Annotated in this window: 23 protein-coding genes and 1 tRNA gene; 5 read left to right on the top strand and 19 right to left on the bottom strand. The window is 64.8% G+C overall.

From position 1 onward, the window contains the following. Positions 1–43: 43 nt before the first annotated feature. The gene (ychF, locus tag NHH88_04270) at positions 44–1,135 is read right to left on the bottom strand and encodes a redox-regulated ATPase YchF (GenBank protein ID USX15020.1); all 1,092 of its coding nucleotides are present in this window, start codon (positions 1,133–1,135) and stop codon (positions 44–46) included. A gap of 277 nt (positions 1,136–1,412) precedes the next feature. On the opposite strand from ychF, the gene NHH88_04265 reads away from it, so the two are divergent. Both NHH88_04265 and NHH88_04260 read left to right on the top strand, forming a co-directional pair. Continuing rightward, complete coding sequence (locus NHH88_04265) at positions 1,413–2,075, top strand: glycine zipper 2TM domain-containing protein (protein ID USX15019.1); 663 nt, start codon at positions 1,413–1,415, stop codon at positions 2,073–2,075. A gap of 120 nt (positions 2,076–2,195) precedes the next feature. Further along, positions 2,196–4,025 (top strand): DUF885 domain-containing protein, encoded by a 1,830-nt coding sequence (locus tag NHH88_04260; protein ID USX15018.1) that lies wholly within the window; start codon positions 2,196–2,198, stop codon positions 4,023–4,025. A gap of 24 nt (positions 4,026–4,049) precedes the next feature. Here the strand turns inward: NHH88_04260 and NHH88_04255 are convergent, their stop codons facing one another. The 8 genes from NHH88_04255 to NHH88_04220 all read right to left on the bottom strand — a co-directional run bounded on the left by NHH88_04255 (position 4,050) and on the right by NHH88_04220 (position 11,568). Further along, a complete protein-coding gene (locus tag NHH88_04255) occupies positions 4,050–5,351 on the bottom strand; it encodes an amidohydrolase (protein ID USX15017.1) in 1,302 nt (433 codons plus the stop codon). A gap of 67 nt (positions 5,352–5,418) precedes the next feature. After that, positions 5,419–6,000: an aminoacyl-tRNA hydrolase gene (gene pth / locus NHH88_04250; protein USX15016.1), complete on the bottom strand. Its 582-nt coding sequence runs from the start codon at positions 5,998–6,000 to the stop codon at positions 5,419–5,421. A gap of 111 nt (positions 6,001–6,111) precedes the next feature. Then, positions 6,112–6,747 carry a 50S ribosomal protein L25/general stress protein Ctc gene (locus NHH88_04245; protein ID USX15015.1) on the bottom strand — a complete coding sequence of 212 codons (636 nt, stop codon included), beginning with the start codon at positions 6,745–6,747 and terminating at the stop codon, positions 6,112–6,114. Positions 6,748–6,922: 175 nt separating this feature from the next. After that, positions 6,923–7,873, bottom strand: a complete 951-nt coding sequence (locus tag NHH88_04240; protein ID USX15014.1) for a ribose-phosphate pyrophosphokinase — start codon at positions 7,871–7,873, stop codon at positions 6,923–6,925. A 148-nt stretch (positions 7,874–8,021) separates the two neighbouring features. Further along, positions 8,022–8,098 (bottom strand) — tRNA-Gln (locus NHH88_04235). 79 nt (positions 8,099–8,177) lie between these two features. After that, positions 8,178–9,056: a 4-(cytidine 5'-diphospho)-2-C-methyl-D-erythritol kinase gene (gene ispE, locus NHH88_04230; GenBank protein ID USX15013.1), complete on the bottom strand. Its 879-nt coding sequence runs from the start codon at positions 9,054–9,056 to the stop codon at positions 8,178–8,180. 81 nt (positions 9,057–9,137) lie between these two features. Beyond that, positions 9,138–9,767, bottom strand: coding sequence for an outer membrane lipoprotein LolB (locus NHH88_04225; GenBank protein ID USX15012.1), 630 nt, complete (start codon positions 9,765–9,767; stop codon positions 9,138–9,140). Between the two features lie 22 nt (positions 9,768–9,789). Continuing rightward, a complete protein-coding gene (locus tag NHH88_04220; protein ID USX15011.1) occupies positions 9,790–11,568 on the bottom strand; it encodes a tetratricopeptide repeat protein in 1,779 nt (592 codons plus the stop codon). A gap of 270 nt (positions 11,569–11,838) precedes the next feature. On the opposite strand from NHH88_04220, the gene mutM reads away from it, so the two are divergent. The 3 genes from mutM (at position 11,839) to mutY (ending at position 15,876) form a co-directional block, all read left to right on the top strand. After that, positions 11,839–12,672 carry a bifunctional DNA-formamidopyrimidine glycosylase/DNA-(apurinic or apyrimidinic site) lyase gene (gene mutM / locus NHH88_04215; GenBank protein ID USX15010.1) on the top strand — a complete coding sequence of 278 codons (834 nt, stop codon included), beginning with the start codon at positions 11,839–11,841 and terminating at the stop codon, positions 12,670–12,672. A gap of 26 nt (positions 12,673–12,698) precedes the next feature. Then, a complete protein-coding gene (locus NHH88_04210) occupies positions 12,699–14,627 on the top strand; it encodes a dynamin family protein (protein ID USX17264.1) in 1,929 nt (642 codons plus the stop codon). A 118-nt stretch (positions 14,628–14,745) separates the two neighbouring features. Beyond that, entirely contained in the window at positions 14,746–15,876 is a 1,131-nt protein-coding gene (mutY, locus tag NHH88_04205) for an A/G-specific adenine glycosylase (protein ID USX15009.1), read from the top strand. Here mutY and NHH88_04200 read toward each other — a convergent pair. From NHH88_04200 to NHH88_04155, 10 genes are all read right to left on the bottom strand, one after another. Then, entirely contained in the window at positions 15,873–16,145 is a 273-nt protein-coding gene (locus NHH88_04200) for a hypothetical protein (protein USX15008.1), read from the bottom strand. The genes mutY and NHH88_04200 overlap by 4 nt on opposite strands. Before the next feature lie 7 nt (positions 16,146–16,152). Further along, complete coding sequence (locus tag NHH88_04195) at positions 16,153–16,503, bottom strand: hypothetical protein (GenBank protein ID USX15007.1); 351 nt, start codon at positions 16,501–16,503, stop codon at positions 16,153–16,155. A gap of 54 nt (positions 16,504–16,557) precedes the next feature. Further along, positions 16,558–17,694 carry a deoxyguanosinetriphosphate triphosphohydrolase gene (locus tag NHH88_04190; GenBank protein ID USX15006.1) on the bottom strand — a complete coding sequence of 379 codons (1,137 nt, stop codon included), beginning with the start codon at positions 17,692–17,694 and terminating at the stop codon, positions 16,558–16,560. 12 nt (positions 17,695–17,706) lie between these two features. After that, a complete protein-coding gene (gene aroKB / locus NHH88_04185; GenBank protein ID USX15005.1) occupies positions 17,707–19,350 on the bottom strand; it encodes a bifunctional shikimate kinase/3-dehydroquinate synthase AroKB in 1,644 nt (547 codons plus the stop codon). Positions 19,351–19,420: 70 nt separating this feature from the next. Further along, positions 19,421–21,601 (bottom strand): Ig-like domain-containing protein, encoded by a 2,181-nt coding sequence (locus NHH88_04180; protein USX15004.1) that lies wholly within the window; start codon positions 21,599–21,601, stop codon positions 19,421–19,423. A 58-nt stretch (positions 21,602–21,659) separates the two neighbouring features. Then, positions 21,660–23,864: a type IV pilus secretin PilQ gene (locus tag NHH88_04175; GenBank protein ID USX15003.1), complete on the bottom strand. Its 2,205-nt coding sequence runs from the start codon at positions 23,862–23,864 to the stop codon at positions 21,660–21,662. Then, positions 23,861–24,412, bottom strand: a complete 552-nt coding sequence (locus tag NHH88_04170; GenBank protein ID USX15002.1) for a pilus assembly protein PilP — start codon at positions 24,410–24,412, stop codon at positions 23,861–23,863. The genes NHH88_04175 and NHH88_04170 overlap by 4 nt, the downstream gene beginning before the upstream one ends. Then, positions 24,409–25,083: a type 4a pilus biogenesis protein PilO gene (locus NHH88_04165; protein USX15001.1), complete on the bottom strand. Its 675-nt coding sequence runs from the start codon at positions 25,081–25,083 to the stop codon at positions 24,409–24,411. Before NHH88_04165 ends, NHH88_04170 begins: the two co-directional genes overlap by 4 nt. 13 nt (positions 25,084–25,096) lie before the next feature. Then, positions 25,097–25,798: a PilN domain-containing protein gene (locus tag NHH88_04160; protein USX15000.1), complete on the bottom strand. Its 702-nt coding sequence runs from the start codon at positions 25,796–25,798 to the stop codon at positions 25,097–25,099. Beyond that, entirely contained in the window at positions 25,798–26,874 is a 1,077-nt protein-coding gene (locus NHH88_04155; GenBank protein ID USX14999.1) for a pilus assembly protein PilM, read from the bottom strand. Before NHH88_04155 ends, NHH88_04160 begins: the two co-directional genes overlap by 1 nt. Between the last annotated feature and the right edge of the window lie 90 nt (positions 26,875–26,964).

Raw genomic sequence — 26,964 nt, 5'->3', positions numbered from 1 at the left:
ATTTCTGATGTGGCATGAAATGCGGTGATCTAATAGTTCGCGCTTAGACGTTGAACAGGAAGTTCAGCACGTCGCCATCCTTGACCACGTATTCCTTGCCCTCGGCGCGCATCTTGCCCGCCTCCTTGGCGCCGCCCTCGCCCTTGTACTGGATGTAGTCATCGTAGGCGATGGTTTGCGCGCGGATGAAGCCGCGTTCGAAGTCGGTGTGGATGACGCCGGCCGCCTGCGGCGCGGTGTCGCCGATGTGGATGGTCCAGGCGCGCACTTCCTTGACGCCGGCGGTGAAGTAGGTCTGCAGGCCCAGCAGCTTGTAGGCGGCGCGGATCAGGCGGTCCAGGCCCGGCTCTTCCATGCCCATGTCGTTCAGGAATTCGGTCTTGTCGGCGTCTTCCAGATCGGCGATCTCGGCTTCGATCGAGGCGCAGATGGCGACGATCGGCGCATTCTGGGTGGCGGCGTAGGCGGTCAGCTGGTCGAGCAGCGGGTTGTTCTTGAAGCCGGTGTCGGAGACGTTGGCGACATACATGGCCGGCTTGGCGGTGATCAGGCACAGCGGCTTGATCAGGGCCATCTCGTCGGCGTCCAGGCCCATGGCGCGCACCGGCTTGGCTTCGTTCAGGTGCGGCACGATGCGCTCCATGATGGCCAGCAGCTTGGCCGCGTCCTTGTCGCCGGAGCGGGCTTTCTTGTTTTCGCGATGGATGGCTTTTTCCACGGTGCCCAGGTCGGCCAGCGCCAGCTCGGTCTGGATCACTTCGATGTCGTCCAGCGGGCTGACCTTGCCGGACACGTGGATCACGTTGTCGTCCTCGAAGCAGCGCACGACGTTGACGATGGCGTCGGTTTCGCGGATGTGCGACAGGAACTGGTTGCCCAGGCCCTCGCCCTGCGACGCGCCGGCCACCAGGCCGGCGATGTCGACGAATTCGACGATGGCGTTGACCATGCGCTCCGGCTTGACGATGGCGGCCAGCGCGGCCATGCGCGGGTCCGGCACCTCGACCACGCCGACGTTGGGCTCGATGGTGCAGAACGGATAGTTTTCAGCCGGGATGCCGGCCTTGGTCAGGGCGTTGAAGAGGGTGGACTTGCCGACGTTGGGCAGGCCGACGATGCCGCATTGGAGACTCATGGAAAACCTTTTAATAATCAAATGTTGCCGGCGAGCGGCTGGTGAAAAACGGCCGACGCGGGCGTTTTCTGAATATTCCTGCTATTTAAAGCGTTCAAGGATCAATTGTACCTCCCCCGCCCCCAGTCATCAAAAAAACAGGCGAAAGCCCGGCCCCTTCATGCCGTTCAGGAACAATTGCTTACATTTGATACGAAATCTGCGTCAGTCGGATTCTCGCTCAGCGCGTTAGTTGCTTGTAGTCAAACAAGCCACTCAATACATAAAAGGTAGAAAAATGAACAACACATCCAATTCCAAGCTGCATCCGATGATCATGGCCGCCGCAGCCGCCGTTGTGCTGGTCAGTGGCGTCGGCGTCGCCGCCATCATGGGCTGGCTGCCTTCCTCCAATTCCCAGAATCAGGACCCGTCGCTGGCGCCCAACGGCCAGCCGCTGGTCGAGCAAACCGCGCCGGCCACGCCAAGCCGCGACCAGGTGCGCGAACCGGTCCGTGAACAAGTCCGCGAGCCGGTGCGCGAGCCAGCCCGTGAGCCGGTCCGCGAAGCCGTGCGCGACAAGCCCCCTGTCGTCAAGCACACCCCGGTCAAGAGCGCGCCGGCGGTCTGCAACAACTGCGGCGTGATCGAAGCCGTCAACGAAATCGAAACCCGCGCCGAAGGCAGCGGCGTGGGCGCGGTGGGCGGCGCGCTGGTCGGCGGCCTGCTGGGTAACCAGGTCGGCGGCGGCAACGGCCGCAAACTGGCCACCGTGGCCGGCGCCATCGGCGGCGCGGTTGCCGGCAACCAGATCGAAGGTAAGGTCAAGGCCAGCAAGAGCTACGACATTGTGGTCCGCATGAACGATGGTTCGGTGCGCAAGTTCCACCAAACCGAGCAGCCATCGTGGCACCAGGGCGACGATGTGCGCGTGGTCGACGGCGGCCTGCGTTCGAACTAAGCCTGCAGGCAGGCGGGCGATTTCCTGATGATTGTTTAGTGCTAGACTTCCTGGCGAACAATTGTCGACGTCAAGATAAGCCGCCCGATGGGCGGCTTATCTGCTTACCAGGAAATGTCCATGCCCCACACTCGCTGCCGCGCCTCGCTGCGGACTTCGGTACTGACCGCCACCCTCCTTTTCGCCAGCGCCGGCATGTTGCCGGCCCAGGCCGCGCAGACCTCCACCGCCCAGGCCAGCCAGGCGCAGAAACAACTGGCGAAACTGGCGGCTGCGTTCCACACGGCGCGCTGCAAATTCGATCCGTTGCTGTTTGCCACCGCCAACGGCGACAGCCGCTACAACGATCAGCTCGGCCTGGCCATTTCCCCCGCCGTGCGCGCCGCCCAGTTCACGCAGTACCGCCAGATGCAAAAACAGTTGATGGCCGTGCGGCGCGACCAACTGGGCGAGTCGGACCAGCTCACCTACGATCTGCTGTCCTACGAACTCAATAACGCCATGCAGCTGGAGTCCTTCCCGGAACATCTGCTGCCGCTCAACCAGTTCGACAATGTCCCCAGCACCCTGGCCAATTACGCCGACGGCACCGGCTCGCAGCCGCTGGGCACGGTCGTCCAGTATCAGGCCTACCTGAGCCGCCTGAAGCAGTTGCCTGCGTGGATAGACCAGGCCATCGTCAACATGAAGCAAGGCATCCGCGCCGGCGTCGTGCAGCCGAAGGCGATCACGGTGGCGATGCTGCCGCAGTTCCAGAACCTGCGCGCGGCCACGCCGGAGACGAGCGTCTACTATTCGCCGATCACGCGCCTGCCCGCGCAGTTCTCCGCCGCCGACAAGCAGCGGCTGACGGCGGCCTACCTGAACACGGTCGACACCAAAATCGCCCCGGCGCTGACCCGCCTGGTGGACTTCCTGCAAAACGAATACCTGCCGGCCAGCCGCGCCAGCACCGGCTGGAGCGCCCTGCCCAACGGCGCCGCCTGGTACGCGGCCCGCATCAAGGACAGCACCAACCTGCCGCTGACGCCGGACGCGGTGCACGCACTGGGCCTGAAGGAGGTGGCGCGCATCCAGCAGCAATTGACGGCGCTGGGGCCGAAGCTGGGCTACGACGGCCCGGAGAAACAGCTGCCGCAATGGATGGCGGGGCAACAGAAGTTCAAGATCTTCACCACCGACGAGCAGGTGCTGGACGCCTACCGCGCGCTCTACGCGACGGTGCAGGCGAAGCTGCCGGCCTACTTCAGCCTGATCCCGAAGGGGAAGATGGAGCTGCATCTGGAACCGGAACTGACGCGCGCGACCGCCTCCGACCACTACACGCCGCCGGCGGCGGACGGCTCACATCCGGGCGTGTTCTGGCCGGTGGTCAACGACGCCAAACAGTACAGCCGGGTCGACATGGTCAGCCTGTTCTTGCACGAGGGCGTGCCGGGCCACCACCTGCACGGCGCGCTGCTCAAGGAGTTGGACCTGCCGGACTTCCGCAAGTTCAGCACCGAGAATCCCAACAGCGCGGCCTATACCGAAGGCTGGGCCTTGTATTCGGAAACCCTGGGCCGCGAGCTGGGCCTGTATGACGATCCGGTGGCCTACTACGGCCACCTGAACGCGGAAATGCTGCGCGCCGCGCGCCTGGTGGTCGACACCGGCATGCACGCCAAGGGCTGGAGCCGCGAGCAGGCAATCACCTATCTGGGCGATACGCTGGGCTGGAGCGAGGCGCGCGCGAAGAACCAGATCGAGCGCTACATGGTGTGGCCGGCGCAGGCGCTGAGCTACAAGATCGGCTCGCTGAAAATCCTGGAGCTGCGCGCGCGGGCGCAGGCGGCGCTGGGCGACAAGTTCAGCTACCAGAAATTCCACCAGGTGGTGATCGGCGACGGCACCTTGCCGTTGCCGATCCTGGAGGCACGCGTGGACAAATGGATCGCCGCCAGCAAGTAATTACGTCTTGCGGCGCATTCGGATTTACTTGGACATCACGTTGAGCACCGCCAGCGTCATCGCCTGGGCCGCCGTTTTGATCGACGGTTCCGGCACCGGCGCGTAGTACGGGGAGTGGTTGAAGGCGATCGGCTTGCCGCCCGGCTTGTCCGCCTCGGCCACCGCTTTGGGATCGTAGACGCCGGTGAAGAAGAACATCGACGGGATGCCTTCGTTGGCGTAGACCGAGAAGTCCTCGCTGGCCGTCATGGCCGGCATGCGCGAGACGTTTGTATCGCCGAACGCTTGCTTGAGCACGCCCTCGGTGCGCGTGACCAGCGCGTCGTTGTTGACGATGGCAGCGCCGCCGGTGATCAGCTCGACGTCGGGCGCCGGCGCGTCCGCCATCGCGGCCGAGGCGTTGGCGACGCGGCGCACGCCGGCCAGGATCTTGGTCCGCACGGCCGGGTTGTAGGTGCGGATGGTGCCGCGCACCTTGACCGAATCCGGGATGATATTGCCGACGCTGCCGCCGTTGATGGCGCCTATCGTGACCACGCCGAATTCCTTCGGATCTTTTTCGCGGCTGATGACCGTTTGCACGTCGACCACGAAGCGCGCGGCGATGGTGATCGGGTCGAGCGCCTTGTCCGGCGCCGAGCCGTGGCCGCCGCGCCCCTTGAAGGTGATTTCGATCGCGTCCGAGTTCGAGGACACCGGGCCGCTGTTGTAGCCGATGGTGCCGTAGGCCAGCGGCCACGAGTGCAAGGCGAAGGCGTAGTCCGGTTTCGGGAAACGCTTGAACAGGCCGTCGTCGAGCATGGCCTTGGCGCCGGCGACGATCTCCTCGGCCGGCTGGCCGATGAACATCAGCGTGCCCTTCCATTGCGATTTCATCGCCACCAGGGTGCGCGCGGCGCCCAGCCAGGCCGTCATGTGGACGTCGTGGCCGCAGCTGTGGGCGACCATCGTGTCCTTGCCATCGAGCGTGGCGTGGGCCTTGCTGGCGTAGGCGAAGCCGGATTTCTCCTCCATCGGCAGGCCGTCCATCTCGGTGCGCACCAGCACCGTCGGGCCGGCGCCGTTCTTGTAGAGGGCGACAATGCCGGTCTTGCCGACCTTCTCGGTGACCTCGAAACCGATGGCGCGCATCTCGGCGGCCAGCTTGGCGGCCGTGCGGACTTCCTGGAAGGCCACTTCGGGATGCGCGTGCAAGTCCTTGTAGATGACGTCGAGCTTGGGATACATGCCGTCGATCTGCTTGGCGACGGCGCTGGCGTCTTGCGCTTGGGCCGAGGCGGCCAACAATAAAGATGTTACGAGTGCGGCGATCGGCAAGCGCTTCATTGATGGTGTCCTTGATGTTGAGGGCTGAGGGAAATAGTTCCCTCAGCATACCATCGACGCGCCGGCTTTAGACTGTATGCAGTTTCATCGTCGCGGCCTCGAATTTGCCCTCGACGATCAGCGGCATGACCTGCAGCGATTTCTCGATGGCCTGCTCGATCAGGTCCTGGTCCTCGCGGCGCGGCCGGTGCAGCACGAAGTCCGCCACCTGCTGTTGCAGGCTGAGCGTGCGCGGATGGCCGATGCCCAGGCGCAGCCGCCAGTAATCCTGCGTGCCGAGCGCGGCGGTGATGTCCTTCAGGCCGTTGTGGCCGCCCGACGAGCCGCCCTTTTTCAGGCGCGCGATGCCGGGCATTAGATCGAGCTCGTCGTGCACGACCAGCACCTCGTCCGGGTTGATCTTGAAGAAGCGGCACAGGCCGCCGACCGATTGTCCGGAGCGGTTCATATACGTCTGCGGTTCCAGCAGATACACCTCGTGGCCGGCGATCGAGGCCTTGGCCATCAGCGCGTTGTACTTGGTCTCGCGCTGCAGGCGGGCGCCGACGTCGTTGGCGAGGTTGTCGACCAGCCAGAAGCCGGCGTTGTGGCGGGTTTGTTCGTATTCGGCGCCGGGATTGCCGAGGCCGACGATGAGGCGTATGGGCATGGGATGCTCAATCAAGGAAAACGATATTATCGGTCAAACGAAAAAAAACCCCCGACGGCCTGGGGCTAGCGGGGGTCCTTCATTGCCGCCGCATCGCTGCGGCGTTCAATATTACTTCTTGGCTTTAGCGGCTGGCTTGGCATCGGCTGCTGGAGCGGCTTCAGCGGCGTCAGCTTCGGCCGACACGTGACCTGGCGGCACCGAAGCGGTGGCGATGGTCAGGTTGGTGCCGGCGGCAACAGCGGTAACACCTGCTGGCAGCGTCAGTTCGTCGATGTGCAGCGAGCTGCCGACGTCGATGTTGGTCAGGTCGACGGTGATGAACTCTGGCAGGTCTTTTGGCAGGCACGACACTTCGATTTCGTTGGCGACGTGGCTGATGGTCGCGCCGTGCAGTTTGACCGCTGGCGAGATGTCGGCGTTGGCGAAGTGCAGAGCGACTTTCATGTGCACTTTTTTCGATGCGTCGACGCGCTGGAAGTCAGCGTGCAGAACCAGTTGCTTGAACGCGTGGACTTGGAAGTCGCGCAGCAGCACTTGCTGGGTCTTGCCGTCGATTTCCAGATCCAGGATCGACGAGTGGAAGGCTTCTTTTTTCAGCGCGTGGTACAGCGCGTTGTGATCCAGCGAGATGGTCACTGGCGCTTCGGTACCGCCGTAGATGATGCCTGGGGTTTGGCCCGAATTGCGCAGGCGGCGGCTCGCTCCGGAACCTTGCAATTCGCGTTTGAATGCAACAACTTTCATGTGTAACTCCAAAAATAACAAGGCTCGCGCCTCGTGTTATGAAGCCCCCGCGACCAGGGTGCTTCGAAAATGAGCTGACTGCGCTCATGAAACCGGGAAGTACAACGGCGCGCCAAGGCTTTTAAGCCTGGCGCGCCGCCTAAAATACGGACAGCTTGTTTATCGCTAATCGTGATCAGTCGATAAACAGGGAGATAACCGAGTCACCCTTGATGATGCGTTTGAACGTCTCGGCCAGCAGCGGCGCGCAGGTCAGCTGGCGAATCTTGCCGCAGGCACGGGCCGCGTCGGACAGCGGAATCGTGTCGGTCACGACCAGCTCGTCCAGCGACGAATTGGCGATGCGCTCGATGGCAGGACCCGACAGGACCGCGTGGGTGCAATACGCGACGACTTTGGTGGCGCCGCGCTCTTTCAGCACTTCGGCCGCCTTGACCAGGGTACCGGCGGTATCGACCATGTCATCCATGATGACGCAGTTGCGGCCTTCGACTTCACCGATGATGTTCATCACTTCGGAGACGTTGGCTTTCGGACGGCGTTTGTCGATGATGGCCAGGTCGCAGCCCAGGCGTTTGGCCAGGGCGCGCGCACGTACAACACCGCCGACGTCCGGCGACACCACCAGCAGGTCCTGGTAGTTCTTCTTCTGCAGATCGCTCAGCAGAATTGGCGAAGCATAAATATTGTCGACCGGGATATCGAAGAAGCCCTGGATCTGGTCCGCGTGCAGGTCCATGATCAGGACGCGCTCGACGCCGGCGCTTTCCAGCATGTTGGCCACGACTTTGGCCGAGATCGCGACACGCGCCGAACGCGGGCGGCGGTCTTGACGGGCATAACCGAAGTAAGGGATGGCGGCGGTGATGCGGCCTGCCGAGGCGCGTTTCAACGCGTCGACCATCAGGATCAACTCCATCAGGCTGTCGTTGGTTGGTGCGCAAGTCGATTGCAGAACGAAAACGTCTTTACCGCGAACGTTCTCGTTAATCTCGACCATCACTTCGCCGTCCGAGAATTTCGAAACGTTTGCCTTGCCGAGTGGAATGCCGAGATTTTTTGCGACTCCTTCTGCCAACGCAGGATTAGCGTTGCCGGTAAAAACCATCAGGTTTTCGTAAGCCATGGGAGTCCCAGAGATAGTCGATGAAATTTTTGATGTCGCCAGCGGAAGCCGCGTGGCGCTGTACTCAGAATGATCCGCGCCGGGCGCGGACATTGATGCTTGCCTTGGCCGGAGACTAGTGCCTCGACGGTGTCGCAAGGAAAACGAATGGCAGGGGAACAAGGATTCGAACCTTGGTATGCTGGAATCAAAATCCAGTGCCTTAACCAGCTTGGCGATTCCCCTACGCAACTGACTGCTTGTCGCTACAACGGCGAGTATTTTATCGCCAATTTCACGCTAAGCCAAATCTTTTTTTACCCGTCTACAACATTTTAGTGAGCGGATGCTGTGTGAGCGCCTGGGCTTTCCATGCTTTCCACCTGGCTGGCACTTGTTGAAGTACCGCGTCGGCTTCTGCTTGGGTTGCCACTGCACAAAATACACAAGCACCGGAACCAGTCATCCTGGCATCACCGTGAGCGCTGAGCCATTCTATCGCCTCTGCTACCGGCGGGAACAAACTCGTTGCCACTTGCTGTAAATCGTTCCTTCCGTACCCCTTTAAATCAGTTTGATTTTCGTGGTAGCTGGAAAAGTCCGTTATTATGACGGGCGGTGTGTTCCTTGTCAAATGTTCCGAGCAAAAAATTGCCGCAGTGGGCACCGCCACCCCGGGTTCGATGACGACATACCAACAATCGGGCGCTTTCACCGGCTGTAGCGCCTCGCCCACGCCCTCGGCGAACGCGGTTTCGCCGAAGATGAAGAACGGGATGTCCGCGCCCAGCGGCAGGCCCAGCGCCATCAACTCCTCCTTGCTTAGACCGGCCTGCCACAAATGGTTCAACACCATCAGGGTGGTGGCCGCATCCGACGAGCCGCCGCCCAGGCCGCCGCCCATCGGCAGTATCTTGTCGATGGCGATATCGACGCCGCGCGGCAAAGCGCCCGTGCGGCGCAGCACCTCGGCCTGCAACAGCCTGGCGGCGCGGATGATCAGGTCGCCCTCCTCCGGCACGCCTTCGATCGGCGTCACGCGGCGCAGCGCGTCGTCGGCGCGCAGGGTGAAATGCAAGGTGTCGCCGTGATCGACCAGCTGGAACACGGTTTGCAGCAGGTGGTAGCCGTCGGCGCGGCGGCCGTTTACGTGCAAGAACAAGTTCAGTTTAGCGGGGGCAGGACAATTCTTAAGGCTGGTCATGGGATGCATCGGCGGTGCTCGACGGAACCCGGCAGTTCGGGGTCGTACCCACGGGGTACGACCCCAGCCGTGGCTTGGGGTTTAAGGTGTAGGCGTATCGATGACGATGCGGATCGACATGTCGTCGACCTGCTGGCCCAGCGCGATGCGGGTGACGTCGATGCGTTTCGGTTGCGGCACCGTCGCGGCGTCATCCTGCCACGACACATAGTCGAGCTTCCAGCCGTCGCGGGTAACGACGGTGTCGCTGGCCGGCGAGGCGCTGAAGCGGCTGCCGTCGGCGGCGACCGCGTAGCCCTGCAACCAGTCGCGCAGGCCGGAGACCGGCAGGGTCCAGCCCAGGGTCTGGCGGGTCAGGCTGTCGAGGTCGGACGCGGAGCGGGTCGGCTCGCCGCTGCGCTTCAACGTGGCCGAGGTCGGCGTGACATTGATGACGGCGACCGTCTGCCCGGTCGGCGAGATCAGGGTGACGTCGGTGTTGGCCGCCGTTTGCCGCCAGGTGAACTTGCCGCTCAGCGACTCCTGCTTGCCGTCACGGCTGTAATTGATGGCGATGCGCCCGGCCAGGTCGAGGGTATCGCGGTACGGCGCGACGGCGGTGGTCGAGCGTGGCGCGGAGGTGGTGGCGCAGCCGGCCAGCACGCTTAGCACGCCTAGCGCGCCAGCCATTGCCAGCGTGTTTGCCGCGCGGCGGAATATGGAAATCGTCATCAGTGGTGATTGCTATCGGTTGTTAGAGGTTTTGATTCAGGCGCGCCAGCGTATTCTTGAGCGCGTCGTTCTTGGGGTCTTTGCTCTTGGCTTCCTGCCACATCTTTTGCGCGCCGGTGGTGTCGCCCTTGACGAACAGCACCTCGCCCAGATGCACGGCGATTTCCGGATCGGCCCGCAGCGCGTAGGCGCGGCGCAGCAGCGATTCCGCCTCGTCCAGGTTCCCCATGCGGAATTGTACCCAGCCCATGCTGTCCATGATGAACGGATCGCCCGGCGCCATCTTCATCGCCTGGTCGATCAGCGCGTAGGCTTCCGGCAGGCGCTCGTTGCGCTCGGCCAGCGAGTAGCCCAGCGCGTTGTAGGCGTGCTGGTTGTCGGGCGCGGCGATCATCACCTGGCGCAGCGCTTTTTCCATCAATTCCACGTTGCCCAGTTTTTCCGCCACCAGCGCGAAGTCGTACAGCAGGTCCGGATTGTCCGGATAGCGTTTGACGGCGTTCTCCAGCACCGTGTAGGCGGCGCGGGTGTCGCCGGCGTCGCGCAGCAACTGGGCGTCGGTCTGGAAAATCTGCGCCTGGTCGGCGGGGTCGGCCGGCGTCAGGGTGGCCAACTGCTTGCGCGCGCCGTCGACATCGCCCTTGCGCGCCGTCAGGGTCGCCATTTTCATGCGCGCGTTCAGGTACAGCTTGGGGTCGTCTCCTTCGATTTTCTCCAGCCATTTGTAGGCGCCGTCGATGTCGCCGCGCTGCTCGGCGATCTGCGACAGTATCGTCAGCACCTTGGAGGGGTCGCGCTCGTCGTCGGGATGATCGTCCATGACGGTGATGAAACGCGTGAAGTATTTCTCCGCCTCGGGCAAATCGTTGGTCTGCATCGCCATCACGCCCAGCGCATACAAGGTCGCGATGTTGTCCGGCTGGTCCTTCAGCAAGGTCAGGAATTGCTGGCGGGCCGGCTCGAGTTGCTTGGCGTCGACCAGGATGCGGGCGTAGGCGGCGCGCACTTCGCGCGCCTTCGGATACTTCTCCAGGAAAGCGGTCAACACTTTGCCGGCGGCGTCGATGTCGCCGGACACCTGCGCCATCGTCAGCACCGCCAGTTCGGAGTCGGGCTTGATGGCCTGGGCTTTTTGCGCCTCGGCGCGGGCGCGCTCGGTGTCGTTGACGGCGAACGCGCCCTGCGCCAGGATCAGGTGGCTTTCGAGCATGTCGTCATAGGGCGCCAGCACGCGCTCCTGCAGCGCGAACGCTGCAGCCTTGTCCTTGGCGCGCAGCATGAATTGCTGCATTTGCAACATCGCCATGCCGCGCTGGGCCGGCGGCGCCGCCTTCAGGCGCTGGGCGAAAATCGCCTCCGCCTCGCTCAGGTCGTCGTTGACGACGGCAAAGCCGAGGAAATACTGGGTTGCCTCGTCAGACTCGGGCGCCAGTTCGCGCCACAGGCGGATCGCGGCCAGCGCCTCCTGGCCCTGCTTGGCGGCCAGCGCCATCTCGGCGGCCCGGCGCGCCAGGCGTGGATCGCGGGTCTGCTGGGCCAGCGACAGCATCGTGATATACGCGCCCTGCCATTGTCCCTGCTTAAATTCGAGCTCGGCCTTGGTGATGCGGAACAGCATATCGCCGGTCAGGGCATTGTTGGGCAACACTTCCGGCACGGGCGCGGGCGCCTCCACCACGGCGGCGGCGCTGTCGGGGGCGGCAGGCTCCGGTGCGGCGGTGGACTCGGCCTGTTTTTGCGGCGCCATGGCGCACGCCGACAGCAAGGCAGAGAGGGTTACAATGGCGAAAGCGTTTTTCAAGGGAAGATCCTGGTCGGCAATGGTCAGCTGATTTTACGCGCAACGCATCGCTTGCGTGTTTTGACTAGTGTAACCAAATATTTTGCCCCGGCCGGGTTGCGGCCGCCGGGACCGCCTCGATATACATTGATCGACCCGGAATGGCGCGCCAATCTGGCCCACGTAGGGCGGATTAGGCGGCACGCCGTAATCGGCCATGCGTGAGCCGCCGGCGGCGCTTGGCCGATTACGCTGCGCTAATCCGCCCTACGTGTTTTAGATTGTTATCACATGCCAGAATTACCAGAAGTTGAAGTGACCCGGCGCGGCGTCGCGCCACACATCGAAGGCCGCACCGTGCACGACGTGGTGCTGCGCCGCGAGGGCCTGCGCTGGCCGTTTCCCGCCCAGCTGCAACAATTGCTGGCCGGACGGCTGGTGGTGCGCACCGGGCGGCGCGGAAAATACCTGCTGGTCCACTTCGAGCATGGCACCCTGATCATCCATCTGGGCATGTCGGGCCACCTGCGGGTGATGGACACGGGCATCAAGCCGGAAAAGCACGACCATTTCGATCTGGTGGTCGAGGGGCCGCAAGGCCAACAAGTGCTGCGCATGAAGGATCCGCGCCGCTTCGGCGCCGTGCTGTGGCACGACGACGCCGACGGGCTCCTGGAGCACCACGTCCTGCTGCGCGAACTGGGCGTGGAGCCGCTGGAAACGGGCTTTACGGGCAAATTGTTGTACGATCAGACCCGCCAGCGCAGCGCGCCCGTCAAGCAGGTGTTGCTGGCCGGCGATATCGTAGTGGGTGTCGGCAATATTTACGCTTCGGAAAGCTTGTTCCGCGCGGGCATCAATCCCAAGACGCCCGCCAAGCGCATCAGCCTGGCGCGCTACGAGAAACTGGCGCAGGCGATCCGCGAGATCCTGGCCGAAGCCATCATCCAGGGCGGCAGCACCTTGCGCGACTTTATTAGCGTCAACGGCCAGTCCGGTTATTTCCAGCAGACGTATTTCGTCTATGATCGTGCTGGCGTGCCCTGCAAGGTCTGCGCGGCGCCGGTGCGGCAGATCAAACAGGGGCAGCGCTCCACTTTTTACTGTGTCAATTGCCAGAAGTGAACACTAGAACAAGGGCGGAAAGCATGATGGCCAGGGATTTCGAGCAGTACAGCGCCTGGCGGCAAGGCGTGGTGACGGCGCTGAAAAACTACCAGTCCTGGGTGGCGGCCGCGTCGTTGACCGACGCCGCCACCGACCAGCGCATCGCCCGCACCTTGGCGCGGCTGGCCGACGATAAGTTGTCGGTGGCCTTCGTCGCCGAATTCTCGCGCGGCAAGTCCGAACTGATCAACGCCATCTTTTTTGCCGACTACGGCCAGCGCATCTTGCCGTCGGCCGCCGGCCGCACCACCATGTGCCCGACCGAGCTGATGTACGACCCCAGCTTCGCGCCGTCGATCCGCCTGCTGCCGATCGAGACGCGGGCCGACAACCTGTCGACCGGCGACTACCGCGATCAACCTTCGGCCTGGACCGTGCTACCGCTGAACCTGGAGGTTGGCGCCGACATGCACGAGGTCTTCAAGCAGGTCAGCATGACGCGCTACGTGCCGGTCGAGGAAGCCAAGCGCTACGGCCTGTACGACGAGGACGATCCCGACATGCCGGTCACCTTGAGCGAGGACGGCAAGGTCGAGATCTCGCTGTGGCGCCACGCCATCATCAACTTCCCGCACCCGCTGCTCAAGCAGGGGCTGGTGATCCTCGACACACCAGGCCTGAACGCCATCGGCACCGAGCCGGAACTGACGTTGAACCTGATCCCGAACGCGCACGCGGTGCTGTTCATCCTGGCCGCCGACACCGGCGTGACCAAGAGCGATATCGAGGTCTGGCGCAACCACATCGGCGCCGGTGCCGGCCGCCTCGTCGTGCTCAACAAGATCGACAGCATGTGGGACGAGTTGCGCAGCCAGGCCGAGGTCGATGTCGAGATCGAACGCCAACAGGCCAATGTCGCGCACGTGCTGGCGCTAGAGCCGCGCCAGGTGTTTCCGGTGTCGGCGCAAAAGGCGCTGGTGGGCAAGATCACCCAGGATAATGCCCTGCTCGCCCGCAGCCGCCTGCAGGCGCTTGAGGCGGCGCTGTTCGACGAACTGATCCCGGCCAAGAAGGACATCGTGCGCAAGCAGCTGCGCGAAGAATTACAGGCGCTGAGCGTGGCGCAAATGGCCCTGGTCAACGCGCGCTCGCGCGGCATCGTCGAGCAACTGCACGAGCTCAAGAGCCTGCGCGGCAAGAACCAGACGGTGATCGCCCACATGATGCGCCGCATCGACGTCGAGAAAAAAGAATTCGACACCAGCCTGTTCAAGCTGCAGGCCACGCGCGCCGTGTTCACGCGGCTGTCGACCGAGCTCTACACCAGTATTGGCATGGACATCGTGCGCGACGATATCGACCTGGTGCGCGAGCAGATGCAGCGCAGCCGCTTCTTCACCGGCGTGCGCGAGGCGGTGCGCAACTACTTCGAGCGCATCCGCGCCAACCTCGACGCCTCCGAGCGCAAGACCGTCGAGATCAGCGAGATGATGGGCGTGATGTACCGCCGCTTCGCCAGCGAGCACGGCTTGACCCTGTCGCTGCCGATGCCGTTTTCGCTGCAACTGTACCGCGACGAGATCGCATCGATCGAGGCGATCTACTACAAGCAGTTCGGCACCGCGACCCTGATCACGACCAGCCGCGTGGTGTTGATGGAGAAGTTCTTCGACACCATCGCCTCGCGCGTGCGCGGCTGCTTCAAGTCGGCCAACAACGACGCCGAGGCGTGGCTCAAGGTGATCATGGCGCCGCTGGAGGCGCAGATCCGCCAGCACAAGGACCAGCTCAAGCACCGTTTGGCGTCGATCCAGCGCATCCACGACGCCACCGACAGCCTGGAGCAAAAGATCGACGCGTTCGAAAGCAGCCAGCAGCAGCTGGAGGCGCAAAAGCTGCGCCTGACCGAACTGGCGGCCGCCATCGGCACCGCCATCAACGCGGAATTCGAAGCGCTGGACGCCGCCGCTTAATAAGATAGATTTTCGTAGGGCGGATTAGCGCGAAGCGCGTAATCGGCCAGGAGCCGCCGGCGGAGCTTGGCCGATTACGCTACGCTAATCCGCCCTACATGTTTAATTTAGGATTCAAATGAAGGTTGAAGTTGTTGAGAATTTCGCCGATCCGAGTTTTTCCTCGGACCTGATCGGCTGGCAGAAACAGCACGGGCGCCACGCGCTGCCATGGCAAAACACCACCGACGCGTATCTGATCTGGCTGTCCGAAATCATGCTGCAGCAAACGCAAGTATCGGCGGTGCTGGGCTACTACGCGCGCTTCCTGGAGCGCTTTCCGACCCTGCGCGACCTGGCGGCGGCGCCGGTCGAGGACGTCATGGCGCAGTGGAGCGGCCTGGGCTACTACACCCGCGCGCGCAACCTGCACAAGTGCGCGCAGCGCGTGGTGGCCGAGTACGACGGCGTGTTCCCGTCCGATCCGGCGCTGCTGGCCGAGCTGCCGGGCATCGGCCGCTCGACGGCGGCGGCAATCTCGGCGTTTTCGAGCGGCACGCGCGCGGCCATCATGGACGGCAACGTCAAGCGGGTGTTCGCGCGCGTGTTCGGCATCGACGCCTATCCGGGCGAGCGCCGGACCGAAGAGATGATGTGGCGCCGCGCCGAGGCGCTGCTGCCGGAGCAAGGCATCGAGTCGTACACGCAGGGCTTGATGGACATGGGCGCGACCCTGTGCACGCGCAGCAGTCCGTCGTGCGAACGTTGCCCGATGCAGCCGCGCTGCGTGGCCTTCGCCACCAACCGCACCAAGGATCTGCCGGTGCGCAAGCCGAAGAAAACCTCGCCGGAAAAGCATTCGGTGATGCTGGCGATTATCGACAACGGCCAGGTACTGCTGGAGCAGCGGCCGCCGACCGGCATTTGGGGCGGCCTGCTGTCGCTGCCGGAGCTCGACGGCCATGTACTGGCGGAGGACGACGATATCCCGGCGGCCGACGACGGCACGTTGATGCTAGCGGTCGGCAAGTTCGGCGAGATGGAATCGCACGAGCGGCTGTCGACGGTCACGCACGTGTTCACGCACTACAAGCTGCACATCGCGCCGTACCGCGTGACGCTGGCGCGGCGCGTGCCGATGGCGGCCGAGGCCGGCCACGTCTGGTACGACGCCGCCAGGCTGGCCGACGCGGCGTTGCCCGCGCCGATCAAGAAACTGCTGCTGGAATTGATGGGGGACGTACGCGATGCGCAGGCGCGGATGTTTTAAAGGGAGAACCTGACGAAGGCCATGAACACGCCGGTCAACGTGATCATGGTGCCAACGCACCAGCGCATCATGCGCGTTTCGACTTGCGAAAATCTTGAATCCAATGCAGTCATCTTCGTGTACAAATTCGCGATGTCTTCTTTCGTGGCATAGTTGGCCTGAATCACAGCGACCCGCCCCTCGAGCCTGGCAAAGTCCTCCTTGATAGCATAGTGCTCACGTGCCACCAAAATCAGCCGCCTATCGAGTTCGGCAATTTGCTCATCCATGGCCACCTCACGGGAATGTTCGAACGATGGCTAGCACGACGCCGGCAACGGCAATGACAGTCCCGATGGTCCAGCGTAGATAGCGGCTCTCCATACTGAGAATCTTGCATTCCAAAGCCGCAATTTGCGCGCTTAACTTGCTATCCAAAGCGGCGATCTGCGCGCTCAACTTGCTGTCAACACCAGCAATTTGGGTGGTCAGCCTTAGCTCGGACGCAACAATTTCTTCGCGCAGCTCCGCCGCGCCCTCTTTGGTTGCATACTGCTGTTGCGCATGCTTAGCCTCCGCCATCAACATGGCCACGTCCTTCTCAACCGCCGTCAGGCGCCTATCGAGTTGTGTTATTTGCTCGTCCATCACCCATGATCATCCTAACTACGGTGATGATCAAGGGTGTCCGTTTGATTCGACTCAAAGCTCGTCGAGCGAGAACAAACGGCGGTGTTCGCGGATGGCGTAGCGGTCGGTCATGCCGGCGATGTAGTCGGCGATCTTGCGCGCCTGCTTGCCGACGTCGCCCGATTTGTCCTGGTAATCCGGCGGCAGCAAGACGGGCTCGGCCATGAACGATTCGTACAGTTCGCGCACGATGCGGCTGGCCTTCACGCGCATGCGGTTGACCTTGTAGTGGCGGTACAGGTTCTCGCGCAGGAAACGCTTGAGCTCGGTCGCGTCTTTGCGCATCGGATCGGAAAAACGGATCAGCGGCGGCGCCGCGCGCACGTCGTCGATGCTCTTCGGCGCGGCGTCGGCCAGCAAGGCGCCGGAGGTGACGATCAGGTCGTCAGCCAGCGCCGTGATCAGGCGCCGCAAGGTTTCGTAGATCGCGCGCCGTCCCGACAGCCCCGGGAAGGTCTGCTGGACGTCGCGCCACAGGCGCGCGAAGAAATCGACCTGCTCCAGCTGCTCGATGGTGATCAGGCCCGAGCGCAGGCCGTCGTCGATGTCGTGGCTGTTGTAGGCGATCTCGTCGGCCAGATTGGTCAGCTGCGCCTCCAGCGACGGCTGCGTGCGGTCGATGAAGCGCACCGCGACCGGCCCCAGCAAGCGGGCGTTGGTCAGCGAGCAGTGCTTGAGGATGCCCTCGCGCGTCTCGAACATGAGGTTCAGGCCGTCGTAGGCGCCGTAATGCTCCTCCAGCTCGTCCACCACGCGCAAGCTTTGCAGGTTGTGCTCGAAGCCGCCGTGTTCCTTCATGCATTCGTTGAGCACGTCCTGGCCGACGTGGCCGAACGGCGTGTGGCCGAGGTCGTGCGCCAGCGAGATCGCCTCGACCAGATCCTCGTTCAGGCGCAGGTTGCGCGCCAGCGAACGACCCACCTGCGCTACCTCCAGGCTGTGCGTCAGCCGGGTGCGGAACAGGTCGCCCTCGTGGTTGAGGAACACCTGGGTCTTGTATTCGAGCCGGCGGAACGCCGACGAATGGATGATGCGGTCGCGGTCGCGCTGGAACTGGCTGCGCGACGAATGCGCCGTCTCCGGATGGCGGCGGCCCGCGCCGCCGGCGGAATGGGCGGCGTAGGACGCCAGGTACTCTTCGGGCAGCATGGTCGCCTCCGCTTAAACGCTGGCGGCCAAGGTGGCCAGCAGCAGCTCGCGCGGCGCGTTGGTGATGCTTGGCGCGCCCAGCGGCTTGAGCAGGATGAACTTGATGGCGCCGCCCTCGTTCTTCTTGTCGACTTCCATCAGTTCCAGCCAGCGCTCGGCGCCCAGGTCCGGCGCCTTGACCGGCAGGCCGGCCGCCTGTACCAGCGAGCGCACGCGCGCCACGGTGGCCTCGTCGACCAGTCCCATGCGGTGGGACAGGTCGGCCGCCATCACCATGCCGCAGCCGACCGCCTCGCCGTGCAGCCACTGGCCGTAGCCCAGGCCGTTCTCGATCGCGTGGCCGAAGGTGTGGCCGAAATTGAGGATGGCGCGCAGGCCGCCCTCGCGCTCGTCCTGGCGCACGACGTCGGCCTTGATCTCGCACGAGCGGGCGATGGCATACGCCAGCGCGCCCTTGTCGCGCGCCATCAGCTTGCCGATGTTGGCCTCGATCCAGTCGAAGAAGGCGGCGTCGATGATGGCGCCGTGCTTGATGACCTCGGCCAGGCCGGCCGACAGCTCGCGCGCCGGCAGGGTTTCCAGGGTCGAGGTGTCGGCGATCACCGCGCGCGGCTGGTAGAACGCGCCGATCATGTTCTTGCCCAGCGGGTGATTGATGCCGGTCTTGCCGCCGACCGACGAGTCGACCTGCGACAGCAAGGTGGTCGGCACCTGGATGAAGTCGACCCCGCGCATGTAGCTGGCGGCCGCGTAGCCGGTCAGGTCGCCGATGACGCCGCCGCCCAGGGCGATCAGGGTGGTCTTGCGGTCGGCCTTGTTGGCCAGCAGCGCGTCGAAGATTTGCATCAGGCTCGGCCAGGTCTTGTGTTCCTCGCCGTCGGGCAGCACGACGGTCATTACTTGCTTGCCGGCACTACGCAGGCCGGCCTCGACGCGCTCCAGGTACAGCGGCGCGACGGTGGTGTTGGTGACGATGGCGACCTTGCCGCCGTGGACGTGGCGCGCCAGCAGCGCGCCGTCGGCGAGCAGCGACGGGCCGATCGAGATCGGGTAGCTGCGCTCGCCCAGGTCGACATTCAACAGGATGGTGGATTCTTCGTTCATCGATGGTTCCGCTTGGGTGACGCAGTTGGGCGCGGCCTCGCAGGCCAGCCTCTCCAACTGGGTCAAAATGGATTGGACCATCGATTGTACGTTAGGTCGGCCGGTATCGATCACCACGTCGGCGATCTCCATGTACAGCGGATCGCGCAAAGCCATCAATTCCTCGAGCTTTTTGCGCGGGTCGGCCGTCTGCAGCAGCGGCCGGTTCTTGTCGTGCGCGGTGCGCTGCAGGATGCTGTGCACGGTCGTGCGCAGGTAGATGACGGTGCCGCGCGCCTTGAGGAAGGCGCGGTTTTCCGGATCGAGCACGGCGCCGCCGCCGGTGGCCAGCACCAGATCCTGCTGGCCGGTCAGCTCGCGGATGACCTCGGCCTCGCGCCGGCGAAAACTCGGTTCACCCTCGATTTCGAAGATCCACGGGATCGAGGCGCCGGTGCGGGCCTCGATCTCGTGGTCCGAATCCATGAACCGCAGACCCAGTTTGCGGGCCAAAATGCGGCCGATGGTGGTCTTTCCCGCCCCCATCAGGCCGACTAAAAACACGTTTTGCATGCACGATCCAACTAAATGCGGGCGGCGGCACCGGCAGCCCCGCCAGCCAATCGCAGCTGATGACAGCCGATTACAGCGGGTTACTGCACGATGTCGACACCCCGTAAGGGCTGACTACGCCTGGTGGCGAAATGTTTTGATTACCGTAATCGGTGCTCAAGCCCAGCAAGTGTACCAGAGAGGTGTACGTGGCCTCGGTGCCATTTGCCTGGCCGCGGATGGTCAGGTTGACATCGAGCCAGTAGACGCGGTCGCGCGGGTACACCACCGACACCGTGGCCTGGCCGCGCGCGTCGGTCGTCACGCTCGGCGTCACGGTCAGCGGAATGCCCGGCTCGAGCCTGCCGTTGTTGTTGAAATCCTCGCCGGCGTCGAGGATACCGTTGTTGTTCACGTCCTCGTTGGCGCACGGCGAGTACGACACCGGCTCCCACGGTCCCTGCGGCAAGGTGTAGCCCAGCCGGCCCTTGTAGTAGGTGCTCGGCAGCACCGAGGCCGTCAGGCGCACGCCGGGCACCGCGTTGCCGGCAGCGTCGCTGACGATGACCGCGTAGTCCTGCTGGTAGGTGGCGGTGTTGGGCACGCCCACCACGTTGCCGGTGCCGGCGCTGATGAACAGCGATTTCTGCGCCACGGTCAGGTTGGCCACGGCGGCGGCGCCGGAGCCGCCGATCAGGCGCGCCTGGATCTGCACGCCGTTGAGCGGCGAGGCGGTGGTGCCGGCGATGAAGCTGGCCGTGGCGGCGCCGTCGGCCCCGGTGGTCACCACCGACGGCTGGGTCAGCGCGCCGCCGCTCGGGTCGGTCAGGATGGAGAAGGCCACCGTGGCGTTCTTGACCAGGTTGTTTTGCGCGGTGCCGTCGCGCACCACCGCGCGCAGGGTCGCCTGCTGGGTGGTGCCGCCGGCTGTGTTGACGCCGATGACGGCCGGATCGGCCTGCACGCTGATCGTGGCCGCGCCCGTCAGCGGAGCGACGAATTCCAGGTCGGTCTGGGTGGTCAGGCCGGAGGCGGTCGCGGTCAAGGTCGCCACGCCCGGGCCGGTGGCGTTGACGTAGGCGGTGGCAGTGCCGGACGACAGCGGCAGCGGCGCGGCGAGCACGTTGGTGCACAGGACGTTGCTGTAGACGGTGCCGCGCGAGCTGCTGATGGTGACGCTGCCCGAGCCCGGTCCGCCGGTCACGGCCACCTGCTGGCAGCCGCCGATGGCCGCCGTGGTGGCGACGTTGCCGTTGGCGTCGAGCACGCGGATGCCGAACGCCGACGAGTTGACGGCGATGCCGGCCGAGGCGGTCTCGCCCATTGCCCGCACCGTGACCACGTCGGCGCCGCCGCCGCTGGCCGTGTAACTCAAGATCAGTTGGCCGGCCGCGTTGGTGACGGCCCCGCCGCCGCCCTTGACGCTGAGCGCGTTGGCGTTGGAGCTGAACACCACCGGCTTGCCGACCAGCGCGTTGCCGGCCGAGTCCACCAGCTTGACGGTGATGTCGGCGCTGGCGCCGACATTGATGGTGGACGCGGCGTTGATGGTCAGGCGGTTGCCGGTGACGTTGACCAGCGCCGTGACCGGCGTGGCCCCGGCCACCGTGGCGGTGACCTTGATCGTGCGCGAGGTCGGGTCGCCGCCGGTGCCGAGTTTTTCAGTGACCACGCCCTGGGCGTTGGTGGTGCGGGTGGTCAGGCTCAGGCTGCCGGAATCGGCGCGCAGGTCGACCGCCACGCCGGGCATCACGGTGTTGTTGGAGTCGCGCACCAGGGCCACGATGGTGACTTCGTTGCCGGCGGTGCCGGCCGAGGCCAGGGTGCCGGCGTCGGTGGTCAGCGCCAGGGTCGGCACGGCGTTGACGACGTCGATGGTGACCGGACTCGAGGTCCTGCCGCCGGCGCTGGCCGTCACGGTGATCTTGCGCAGCGAGCTGTCGCCCTTGACGCTGAGCTTCTCGACCACCTCGCCGGCGGCGTTGCTCAGGCGGTTGGTGCTCGTCACGGTGCCCGAGCTGGTGGCAAAAGTGACCGTTTCGCCGGACAGCGCGTTGCCGCCGCCGTCCTTGACGATGGCCGTCAAGGTCACCTCGGTGCCGTCCAGGCCGGACGATGCGATGGTCGCCGCGCTGGCCGTGAGCACCACGCTGGCCGCCTTGGACGGCGCCACCCCGCTGCCGTTGGTCCCCGGCGAGCCGCCGCCGCCGCCGCAGGCCGACAGCACCCCGGCGCACATTACCATCACCAGCCAACCCGTGAATTTTTTCATGACCGTGTTTCCCATAACTAGAATAAGTGAATCACTCAAACCTACAAAACATCCCGGATCAACGCGTCGACAGGCGCTCGGCGACGATCTTCGGCGTGATAAACACCAGCAACTCCGTCTTGTCGTTGGTGCGCGAATTGGTGCGGAACAGATAGCCCAGCACCGGCACGTCGCCCAGCAGCGGCACCTTGCTGGTGGTGTTGCGCTCGGTTTGCTGGTAGATGCCGCCCAGCACCACCGTGCCGCCGTTCTCGACCATCACCTGCGTCTTGACGTGCTTGGTGTCGATGGCGAAACCGGCGCGCGTCTCCTGGCCCACGCTGTCCTTGTTGACGTCGACGTCGATGACGACGTTGCCGTCCGGCGTGATCTGCGGCGTCACCTCCAGCCGCAGGTTGGCCTTGCGGAACTGGATCGACGTCGCGCCGCTGCTGGTGGCGACCTGGTAGGGCAGCTCGATGCCCTGCTCGATCAGCGCGATGGCCTTGTCGGCGGTGATCACGCGCGGGCTGGAGATGATCTTGCCGGTGCCGTCGGCTTCCAGCGCCGACAGTTCGAGGTTGAGGAAGCGGTTGGCCGCCGACGAGAACAGGCTGATCGCCAGGCTGCCGGCCGGGACGCCGTTGATATTGCCCGCCGGCAGGTTGACGAACTGGGTGTTGTCGAAGGTGCCGTCGTTGAGCACCACCTGGCCGGTGGTCTGGCCGACGCCGTTCATGTTGCCGCCAATGCCGATGCGGGTGTTGCCGTTGCCGATCTGGTAGCCGGCGTCGCCGCCGCGGATGGTGCGCATGTCGGCGAAGCCGAGCTTGGCGCCGAGGTTGCGGGTGAAGGTGTCGCTGGCCTCGACGATGCGGGCCTCGATCAGCACTTGCTTGGTGGCGATGTCGGTCTTGGCGATGAGCCGGCGCACGTCCTCGAGCTTGGAGGCGATGTCGGTGACGAACAACTGGTTGGTGCGCGGCTCGATGATGGCGCTGCCGCGCTTGGACAGGATGCGGTTCTTGGCGTCGCCGCCCTCGAGGCCGAAAACGGTCTTGAAGGCCTCGGCCTTCTGGTAGTTGAGCTGGAAGATCTCCGACTTGAGCGGCTCGAGGTCGGCGATCTGGGCGCGCTGCTCCAGCTCCAGCTTTTCCTTGGTCAGCAACTCCTCCTTGGGCGCGATCCACAGCACGTTGCCGTTCTTGCGCATGTCCAGGCCCTTGGCCTGCAGCACCACGTCGAGCGCCTGGTCCCACGGCACCTCCTTCAGGCGCAACGTCAGGTTGCCGCTGACGCTGTCGCTGGTGATGATGTTCAGGCCGGAGATGTCGGCGATCGCCTGCAGCGCCGCGCGCACCTCGACGTTCTGGAAGTTGAACGAAAGCTTCTCGCCACGGTAGCCCTGCGAGCCCTGGACCAGCTTGTTGGGGTCCTCCTTGATCGGCTTGACGTCGATCACCAGCTGGGTGTCGCTCTGGTACACGGTCTGCTCCCACAGCCCGCGCGCCTCGACCGTCAGGCGCGTGTTGTCGCCGTAGGGCACGCTGGTGACCAGCGCCACCGGCGTGCCGAAGTCGCCGACGTCGAGCCGGCGGCGCAAGGTCTCCGGCAGCCCGGTCTTGAGGAAGTCGACCACCACGCCGGTCGGCGTCTGGCGCACGTCGACGGCCACCTGGTTGTTGGGCAGGTCGACCACGACCCTGCCCTCGCCGTTGGCGCCACGGCGGAAATCGAGGTCGCGCAGCATCTGGCGCCCGGGCGCCGCCGTGGCGGCCGTGGCGGCGGGGACGACCGGCAGGCCGCGGCCGTCGACCGCCGTGGCCACGCCGCCGGAACCGTCGATGGTCAGGATGATGGCGTTGCCGTCGATGGCGGTGGCGTAATTGAGGCTGCGTTTGAGGTTGAACACCAGGCGCGAGCGCCCGCCCGCCTGCACCACGTTGACGCTGCGCAGGTCGCCCACGTTGAACTCCTGCGTGGTCTTGCCGGTGTCGTTGACGGTGGCGCCGAGATCGAGCGCGACGCGGGAGGGATTGGTGATGGCGAAGCCGATGGGGAGTTTGTCGGGCGGGTTTTTCAACGCGATCTTGACGATGACGTTGGCGCCCTGCTGGTTGGCGCTGATCGACTCGATGGCGTTGGCGGCGGCGGCCGTGGTGGCGGGCTGGGCGCTGGCACCTTGCGGCTGCGGCGCCAGCGCCAGGATCAACGTCAGAGCGAGGGCCCACAGAGGCGCCCGGCAGGCGGCCGGCGCGCGGCGGGCCGTGGTTCGAGCGGTCATTTGATATTCTCCTTGCTTTCCTGCAGTTCCAGCTTCGACATGCGTTCGACCCAGTCGCCGGTCGCATCCTGGACGATTTCCCTGATGCTGACCGCGTCCTCGGTGATGCCGGTGATCCGGCCGTAGTTCTGTCCGATGTGCTGGCCCTTGACGACCTGGTGCACCGAACGGTCGATCTGCAGCACCGCGTGGATGACGCCGTTCTTTTCGATGGTGCCGACCATCTTGACGGTGTCGAGCGGGTAGCTCTCAAGCAGCTCCTTGCGCCGGTCGACGTCCGGGCGCAGGCCGCCGCCGGGGCGCGCGTCCAGCTTGGCCAGCTCGGCCAGCAGCTTGTTCGGATTGAACGGGTCGACCTGGTCCTTCTGGGCGTAGGCGAACGGGATGAAGGTCTTGGGCTCGGCCAGCGGCGGCACCGCCACCTTGGTCTGGGCGTCGACCTCGCGCATCCACGCGCGCACCTGCTGGGCGTCGTCGTCGCCGCAGGCCGACAGCAGCGGCAGCGCCGCCGTCACCAGCCACAACGGGAGCGATCTCAGGGTGCTCATGATTTTTTCGCCGCCTTTTTCTTGTCCGCCGCCGCTTTGCGCTGCGCCTGCACCTCTTCCGGATCGAGGTAGCGGAAGGTCTTGGCCACCGCCTCCAAGGTCAGCACGCCGTCCTTGCCGGTGCTCAGCGCCATGTTGTTGAGCGTGACGATGCGCGACAGGTTGGCCATGTCGCCGGCGAAGGCGCCGATGTCGTGGTAGTTGCCGGTGACCTTGATATCAATCGGCAACTCCGCGTAGTAATCCTTGACCACCACCTGGGCCGGCTTGAACAGCTCGAACTGCAGGCCGCGGCCGGAGCCGGCCTGGTTGATGTCGGTCAGCAAGGCGGCCATCTCGGCCTTGCTGGGCAGCTGCTTTTGCAGCCGTTCGACATACTGGTCGACCTGCACCTTCTGCGCCCGCAGCGCCTCCAGGTTGACCGCCTGGCCGGTCTTGAAGCGGTATTCGTCGCGCAATTTGAGCTCGGCCTGGGCGCCGGCCTCCTGCTCCTCGAACTGCGAGCTCCAGTAGCCGAAGTAGCCGGCCACCATCACCGCCGCCGCCACCCCGACGGCGCACAGCAGCCGCGGCGCCAGCGGCCACTGGCCGGGATGGCGGTCGTTGAGGTTGCGGAACTGTCCGGCCAGCCGCGCGCCCAGCTGGTTCAGATCGAGGTTGCTTGTCGCCATCGCCGTCGCCATGTCATCGCTCCTGGGACCGGGCCGGCGGCAGGCCGGCCGGGGTGCTGGTCGTTGGGGTGGACACGGCCGCCACCGTCGCGGTGGCCGATGTGCCGGCCGGGCCGGGCTTGGGGCCGCCCTTGTCGCCGGGCGGTTTATCCTTGTCGCGCGGGCGCTTGATATGGACCATCAAGTTGAATTCCACCACTTTCTTGCTGGTCTTGCCCTGGCCGAGGGCGGTCGATTTGACTTCGATCAAGTCCGGGCGCTCCAGCCACGGCGACACCCCGGCCAGGTTGCGCAGCAGCTCGGACACGCGCTCCTGCGACTGTGCGTAGCCGAGCACCGACACCTTCTGCCCCTCCTGCTTGAAACTCTTCAGATAGACGCCGGCCGGGGTCTGCCTGACCAGCTCGTCGAGCAGGTAGACCGGCTGGTTGCGGTCGCCCTGCAAATCCTCGACCGCCTGCTGGCGCGCCTTGAGCGCCTCGATCTCCTGCTTCAACGTGGCGATCTCGGCGATTTTCTTGTCGAGTCCGCTGATGGCGGTCTTCAGCACCTGGTTGCGCTCGCCCTGGATGGACAGCGCGCGGGCGTTGTAGCCGCCCACCAGCAGCACCACGCCGACGCCGATGACGCCGCCCAGCGCCAGCAGCGCGAAGAAGGCGGATTTCTTCTGCTTGCGCTTTTCCTCGCGGTGGGGCAACAGGTTAATGCGTATCATCAGCCGAACCTCCGCAGCGCCAGGCCGCAGGCGACCAGGTAGGCCGGGGCGTCAACGCGCAGCTGCGCCTCGCGTACCGACGACCCCAGCTGCATGCCCTTGAACGGCGAGATCACGGCGCTGGCGATCCGGGTGCGGCCGGCGACCAGCTCGAGCAGGCCGGGGATGACGGCGCAGCCGCCGGCCAGGAACAGCTGGTCGACGCGGGTGTAAGGGGTGGAGGTGTAGAAGAACTGGATCGCCCGCGTGACCTCCATCGCCGCGCTCTCGAGGAAGGGCGTGAGCAACTCCGGCACGTAGTTGTCGGGCAGGTCGCCGCTCTTCTTGCGCGCCTCGGCCTCGTCGAAGGCCATGCCGTAGGCGCGCACGATGTCCTGGGTCAGCGAGTTGCCGCCGAAGGGCTGCTCGCGCTCGTAGACGGTGGCGCCGTCGAGCATGACGGAGATATGGGTGACCTGGGCGCCGATCTGGAACAGCGCCACCACCTGGCCGGCGCCGGCCTCGGGCAGCTGCGCGGTGATGCGGTCGAGCGCGGCGCGGGCGGCGTACGATTCGATGTCCATCACGGTCGCCTTCAGGCCGGACGCCTCGGCGATGGCGACCCGGTCCTCGACCTTTTCGCGGCGCGAGGCGGCCAGCATGACCTCGATGTCCTCGGGCGAGTTGGCGGCCGCGCCGATGACGTCGAAGTCCAGGCTGACCTCGTCGAGCGCGAACGGGATGTATTGGCTGGCCTCGGATTCGACCTGCACCTCGAGCTGGTCCTCGGACAGGCCGGCCGGCAGGATGATTTTCTTGGTGATGACCGACGCCGGCGGCATGCCCAGCGCGGCCAGCTTGGCGCGGCTGCCGCTTTTCTTCCAGACGCGCCGCACCACCTCGACCACCTGGTCCATGTTCTCGATGTTGCCGTCGACGACGGCGCCGCGCGGCAGCGGCTCGGCGGCGTAGCGCTCGAGCCGCAGTTCGCCCTTGGCGCCTTGGGCCAGCTCCACCACGCGCACGCTGGAGGTGCTGATATCCAGGCCCATCAGCGGCGCGCTGGCCTGCCCGAACAGCATCTTGAAATCGATCATGCGAGTGTCTCCGGCGCCGGGATGTCGGCTGCGCTACATGGCAGAGCTAAAGCTGAATCACGCCTAAGCCCGGCTTAAGCAAGCTCCCAC

The organism is Oxalobacteraceae bacterium OTU3CAMAD1, assembly GCA_024123915.1.
Classification (GTDB): domain Bacteria; phylum Pseudomonadota; class Gammaproteobacteria; order Burkholderiales; family Burkholderiaceae_D; genus Rugamonas.
The sequence above is the reverse complement of the archived record's forward strand: the minus strand, read 5'-3'. Positions and strand labels throughout refer to the sequence as shown.

Bases quoted from the DNA above. Each gene is read 5' to 3' on its own strand.
- ychF (USX15020.1), bottom strand. From the start codon at position 1,135: ATGAGTCTCCAATGCGGCATCGTCGGCCTGCCCAACGTCGGCAAGTCC.
- NHH88_04265 (USX15019.1), top strand. From the start codon at position 1,413: ATGAACAACACATCCAATTCCAAGCTGCATCCGATGATCATGGCCGCC.
- NHH88_04260 (USX15018.1), top strand. From the start codon at position 2,196: ATGCCCCACACTCGCTGCCGCGCCTCGCTGCGGACTTCGGTACTGACC.
- NHH88_04255 (USX15017.1), bottom strand. From the start codon at position 5,351: ATGAAGCGCTTGCCGATCGCCGCACTCGTAACATCTTTATTGTTGGCC.
- pth (USX15016.1), bottom strand. From the start codon at position 6,000: ATGCCCATACGCCTCATCGTCGGCCTCGGCAATCCCGGCGCCGAATAC.
- NHH88_04245 (USX15015.1), bottom strand. From the start codon at position 6,747: ATGAAAGTTGTTGCATTCAAACGCGAATTGCAAGGTTCCGGAGCGAGC.
- NHH88_04240 (USX15014.1), bottom strand. From the start codon at position 7,873: ATGGCTTACGAAAACCTGATGGTTTTTACCGGCAACGCTAATCCTGCG.
- ispE (USX15013.1), bottom strand. From the start codon at position 9,056: ATGACCAGCCTTAAGAATTGTCCTGCCCCCGCTAAACTGAACTTGTTC.
- NHH88_04225 (USX15012.1), bottom strand. From the start codon at position 9,767: ATGACGATTTCCATATTCCGCCGCGCGGCAAACACGCTGGCAATGGCT.
- mutM (USX15010.1), top strand. From the start codon at position 11,839: ATGCCAGAATTACCAGAAGTTGAAGTGACCCGGCGCGGCGTCGCGCCA.
- NHH88_04210 (USX17264.1), top strand. From the start codon at position 12,699: ATGGCCAGGGATTTCGAGCAGTACAGCGCCTGGCGGCAAGGCGTGGTG.
- mutY (USX15009.1), top strand. From the start codon at position 14,746: ATGAAGGTTGAAGTTGTTGAGAATTTCGCCGATCCGAGTTTTTCCTCG.
- NHH88_04200 (USX15008.1), bottom strand. From the start codon at position 16,145: ATGGATGAGCAAATTGCCGAACTCGATAGGCGGCTGATTTTGGTGGCA.
- NHH88_04195 (USX15007.1), bottom strand. From the start codon at position 16,503: ATGGACGAGCAAATAACACAACTCGATAGGCGCCTGACGGCGGTTGAG.
- NHH88_04190 (USX15006.1), bottom strand. From the start codon at position 17,694: ATGCTGCCCGAAGAGTACCTGGCGTCCTACGCCGCCCATTCCGCCGGC.
- aroKB (USX15005.1), bottom strand. From the start codon at position 19,350: ATGCAAAACGTGTTTTTAGTCGGCCTGATGGGGGCGGGAAAGACCACC.
- NHH88_04180 (USX15004.1), bottom strand. From the start codon at position 21,601: ATGAAAAAATTCACGGGTTGGCTGGTGATGGTAATGTGCGCCGGGGTG.
- NHH88_04175 (USX15003.1), bottom strand. From the start codon at position 23,864: ATGACCGCTCGAACCACGGCCCGCCGCGCGCCGGCCGCCTGCCGGGCG.
- NHH88_04170 (USX15002.1), bottom strand. From the start codon at position 24,412: ATGAGCACCCTGAGATCGCTCCCGTTGTGGCTGGTGACGGCGGCGCTG.
- NHH88_04165 (USX15001.1), bottom strand. From the start codon at position 25,083: ATGGCGACAAGCAACCTCGATCTGAACCAGCTGGGCGCGCGGCTGGCC.
- NHH88_04160 (USX15000.1), bottom strand. From the start codon at position 25,798: ATGATACGCATTAACCTGTTGCCCCACCGCGAGGAAAAGCGCAAGCAG.
- NHH88_04155 (USX14999.1), bottom strand. From the start codon at position 26,874: ATGATCGATTTCAAGATGCTGTTCGGGCAGGCCAGCGCGCCGCTGATG.